Below are 4,558 nucleotides of genomic sequence, written 5' to 3' on the forward strand. Positions count from 1 at the left end.
CAGGCAACCGTCTGTGGTGTTTGCAGAGCTAAGATTGGCGGCTTAGCGTTGCACTTCGGAGTTGAATCCGCCAACCAGAGACAATAGAAATGATGGAGGAAAAGAAGCCCATGCCAGGCTCTGACAAATTACTGAACATTCTGCCAAAAGCGATCAGCAGGCAGATGACACCAACAAAGGCGTAGCCATACACTCGTTTTTTGTTCATCACAAAAATCCATTTAACCCAAAAGGGTGGAATAGGTATCGGCAATTCGCAGAAAAAGATTAAATGAAAATATGATTTAAAATCAATAAGTTAAACTTAACCAGCAACCGGAAATGTTGAAATGACGACGACATAGCATAATGCTAATCAGCGAGAGATATCTTTTAACAGAAAGGCCTGAGTGCCGTTGCGACACTCAGACCTAAGATATTAATTACTCATCTTCCAGATAAGTATAACCGTACAGACCACTTTCGAACTCTTCGAGGAACTGCGCGCGCAGCTCTTCATCAAGGTCGGACTTTTTGATCTGATTACGGAAGTGCGTCAGCAGTTCCTGCGGGTCCAGCTGTACGTACTGCAGCATATCCGCCACGGTATCGCCTTCATCAGACAGCTGCACTTCAACGCTGCCATCCGCGAAAGCAAACACGTCCACCGCTTCGGTATCACCGAACAGGTTGTGCATATTTCCGAGGATCTCCTGGTAAGCACCGACCATGAAGAAGCCCAGCATCGGTGGATTATCCACGTCATACTGCGGCATTGGCATGGTGGTAGCGATACCGTCGCCATCCACATAATGATCGATGGTGCCATCAGAGTCACAGGTGATATCCAGCAGCACTGCACGGCGCTCCGGCGATTTATTCAGCCCTTCCAGCGGCAGGACCGGGAACAGCTGATCGATCCCCCACGCATCCGGCATCGACTGGAACAGCGAGAAGTTGACGTAAATCTTATCCGCCATACGCTCCTGCAGCTCATCGATAATCGGGCGGTGCGCACGGTTGCTCGGATCGAGATGCTGCTGAATATAGTGGCAGATGCTGAGATACAGCTGCTCCGCCCAGGCGCGCTGGCTCAGATCGTAGGTGCCCGCCGAATAACCGGTATGAATATCAAACAGGTCCATCTGGCTGTCATGCAGCCATTCACGCAGCGAGCGGCGATTGTTCGGCTCGTGCATCTCCTGCCAGGTGTCCCACATACTCAGCAACGGACGCGGTGCGTCTTCTGCTGGCGCGTGCGGCGTACTGAATTCGTTACGCTCAACACCGATAATATTCGATACCAGCACGGTGTGGTGTGCAGTCACGGCACGGCCGGACTCGGTGATCACCGTTGGATGCGGCAGATTATGTTCGTCGCAGGCGTCACCAATTGCCCAAATCACATTGTTGGCGTATTCGTTAAGGCCGTAGTTCACCGAGCAGTCAGACTGTGAACGGGTGCCTTCGTAGTCAACGCCGAGGCCACCGCCCACGTCGAAGCACTGAATATTGACGCCCAGTTTCGCCAGTTCAACGTAGAAGCGCGCGGACTCACGTACCCCGGTGGCGATATCACGGATATTCGCCATCTGCGAACCGAGGTGGAAGTGCAGCAGTTGCAGGCTGTCGATACGGCCCGCGTCGCGCATCATATCCACCAGCTGCAAGACCTGAGTTGCGGACAGACCAAACTTCGATTTCTCACCGCCGCTCGACTGCCATTTGCCGGAACCCTGCGACGCCAGACGTGCGCGGATACCGAGGCGTGGCACCACATTCAGGCGCTCCGCTTCTTCCAGCACGATCTTCGCTTCGGTCATTTTTTCCAGCACCAGGTACACCTTGTGCCCCATCTTCTCGCCAATCAGCGCCAGACGGATGTACTCGCGATCCTTATAACCATTACAGACGATCACCGACCGCGTCATGCCGGCATGCGCCAGTACCGCCATCAGTTCCGCTTTGGAACCGGCTTCAAGGCCCAGCGGTTCACCGGAGTTGATCAGCGACTCAATCACGCGCTTATGCTGGTTCACTTTGATCGGATAAACGAGGAAGTAATCCCCTTTATAGCCATACGATTCACGCGCGCGTTTAAACGCGCCGTTGATGGAACGCAGGCGGTGCTGCAGGATCTGCGGGAAACAGAACAGCGCTGGCAGACGCTGGCCATCGGCCTCGCGCTCTTTCACCAGCTTCGCCAGGTCCACACGCGCTTCCGGGACATCAGGGTCCGGACACACGTTGATATGACCCAGTTCGTTCACGTCATAGTAGTTATTGCCCCACCAGGCAATATTGTAAGTGCGCAGCATCTTGCTCGCGTCCTGATCGCTCATGGCCACCTCCTGCATTGAGCGGAGTACACCCTGTTCACCTGCTGACGAACCCTTAATCATCTTCATGTCGTCAGACATCGCGAACCTCAAATTGTTGTAATGATGCGGAACTGTTAACCACTATCGCAGCTGAATCCTGCCAGAACAAGGCGTCAGCTGTCGATACACCCAGCATAAATGACTGAATTGCCATCCATGCAGGCTGGGGTAAATACTCAGTATGAAACACGTCGCCGAACTCCGTAACACGGGTCAGAAAAAACGTCAGTCAGCCCTCAGCAACCTGAGAGCGCCCTTGCCAAAGGTAGCAAAAGATTAACCAGCGCAGGTGTCGTGCAGATTACCGAAGCGAAGATAACTTCGACGGGCGAGCAAAAGGGACGGAGAAACAGAAAGGGACTGAAGTACGCCAGAGTGGCGTTGCGAACCGCACAATGCGAAAACGTGGTTCATTACTCGTATCACCTCCACACATGCCGGTTAAGCACGCGGAAAAACGGAGTCAGGGGTGAAAACCAGAACCGTGCTCTGGCGGATGTTGCGCGCCAAAAAGGCAGCGGCGTTTTATACAGCCGAACGTGGCAAATTGCAAAGTGAAAATGTGCTGGTTGTGGGCGCTGTCAGGAAAATTTTCCACTACAAAGCGCAGGGGAAAGCAGCCGATAACAAAAAGGACTGGTAATTCGCTCGGAGAGTAACCTAGAATAGCCATCCAGATGTTAATCCGTCTATATCCACAAAGTATCACTGGCTTATTTTCTGGACTGCTATGCCGCTGTCATCCTGTCAGATATCGCCTGGCTGGATTGCCTGCACCAAATGAACTGCTCACGGCTTTGCCTGAGGGGGCGTGGAGTCAGGCTGATCTTTCTCCCGCTATGCAGTTGTAATTTAACCCGTTTAAGTAAGGTAAAGATTAAAATGGCTAAACACCTTTTTACGTCCGAGTCTGTATCAGAAGGACATCCTGATAAAATCGCCGACCAAATTTCCGACGCCGTGCTGGACGCCATCCTCGAACAGGATCCGAAAGCACGCGTGGCCTGCGAAACCTACGTCAAAACCGGTATGGTTCTGGTTGGCGGTGAGATCACCACCAGCGCATGGGTTGATATCGAAGAGATCACCCGTAAGACAGTGCGTGAAATCGGCTATGTCCATTCTGATATGGGCTTTGACGCTAACTCCTGTGCGGTGTTAAGCGCAATTGGCAAACAGTCTCCGGACATCAACCAGGGCGTTGACCGTACCGATCCACTGGAGCAGGGTGCGGGCGACCAGGGCCTGATGTTTGGCTATGCCACCAACGAAACCGACGTACTGATGCCTGCGCCAGTGACTTACGCACACCGTCTGGTACAGCGCCAGGCTGAAGTGCGCAAGAATGGCGCACTGCCATGGCTGCGTCCTGATGCGAAAAGCCAGGTGACCTTCCAGTATGATGGCGGCAAAATTGTCGGTATCGATGCGGTAGTGCTGTCCACTCAGCACGCAGAAGAGATTGGTCAGAAAGATCTGCAGGAAGCGGTGATGGAAGAGATCATCAAGCCGGTCCTGCCAACTGAATGGCTGAACAGCAGCACCAAATTCTTTATCAACCCGACCGGCCGTTTTGTTATCGGTGGCCCAATGGGTGACTGTGGTCTGACTGGCCGTAAAATCATCGTCGATACCTACGGCGGTATGGCACGTCACGGCGGCGGCGCATTCTCCGGTAAAGATCCATCAAAAGTGGACCGTTCTGCAGCCTACGCGGCACGTTATGTGGCGAAAAACATCGTAGCGGCGGGTCTGGCGGATCGCTGTGAAATCCAGGTGTCTTACGCTATCGGCGTAGCAGAACCGACCTCCATCATGGTGGAAACCTTCGGTACTGAGAAAGTCTCTACCGAGCAGCTGACTCTGCTGGTACGCGAGTTCTTCGACCTGCGTCCATACGGCCTGATCCAGATGCTGGATCTGCTGCACCCAATCTACCGTGAAACTGCGGCTTATGGTCACTTTGGCCGTGAGCACTTCCCGTGGGAAAAAACCGACAAAGCTGCGCAACTGCGCGAGGCTGCGGGTCTGAAATAAGCGACCTTGTCTCCCACCAAAAGGAGCCATTATGGCTCCTTTTTTTTATCCCTGCCTGCACTCCATTCCCGAAAAAATCATTATCTGGCGGATTCAACTCCGAAGTGCAACGCTAAGCCGCCAATCTTAGCTCTGCAAACACCACAGACGGTTGCCTGAAT

4 protein-coding genes are annotated in these 4,558 nt (G+C 53.2%); 2 read left to right on the forward strand and 2 right to left on the reverse strand.

The features are described from left to right. Positions 1-28: 28 nt before the first annotated feature. A complete protein-coding gene (locus ACSZO1_RS21715; RefSeq protein ID WP_437616365.1) occupies positions 29-208 on the reverse strand; it encodes a hypothetical protein in 180 nt (59 codons plus the stop codon). A gap of 214 nt (positions 209-422) precedes the next feature. Next, positions 423-2,399 carry a biosynthetic arginine decarboxylase gene (speA, locus tag ACSZO1_RS21720; RefSeq protein WP_437616367.1) on the reverse strand — a complete coding sequence of 659 codons (1,977 nt, stop codon included), beginning with the start codon at positions 2,397-2,399 and terminating at the stop codon, positions 423-425. Positions 2,400-2,829: 430 nt separating this feature from the next. Here speA and ACSZO1_RS21725 point away from each other — a divergent pair, with 430 nt between their 5' ends. Both ACSZO1_RS21725 and metK read left to right on the forward strand, forming a co-directional pair. Next, positions 2,830-3,003: a hypothetical protein gene (locus ACSZO1_RS21725; RefSeq protein WP_437616369.1), complete on the forward strand. Its 174-nt coding sequence runs from the start codon at positions 2,830-2,832 to the stop codon at positions 3,001-3,003. Positions 3,004-3,242: 239 nt separating this feature from the next. After that, positions 3,243-4,397, forward strand: a complete 1,155-nt coding sequence (gene metK, locus ACSZO1_RS21730; RefSeq protein WP_437616371.1) for a methionine adenosyltransferase — start codon at positions 3,243-3,245, stop codon at positions 4,395-4,397. The last annotated feature ends 161 nt before the right edge of the window (positions 4,398-4,558 follow it).

This window comes from Erwinia sp. V71, assembly GCF_965644245.1.
Lineage (GTDB): Bacteria > Pseudomonadota > Gammaproteobacteria > Enterobacterales > Enterobacteriaceae > Erwinia.

Excerpts from the sequence above, each read along its gene's own strand:
- speA (WP_437616367.1), bottom strand. The coding sequence starts at position 2,399 with ATGTCTGACGACATGAAGATGATTAAGGGTTCGTCAGCAGGTGAACAG.
- metK (WP_437616371.1), top strand. The coding sequence starts at position 3,243 with ATGGCTAAACACCTTTTTACGTCCGAGTCTGTATCAGAAGGACATCCT.
- ACSZO1_RS21715 (WP_437616365.1), bottom strand. The coding sequence starts at position 208 with ATGAACAAAAAACGAGTGTATGGCTACGCCTTTGTTGGTGTCATCTGC.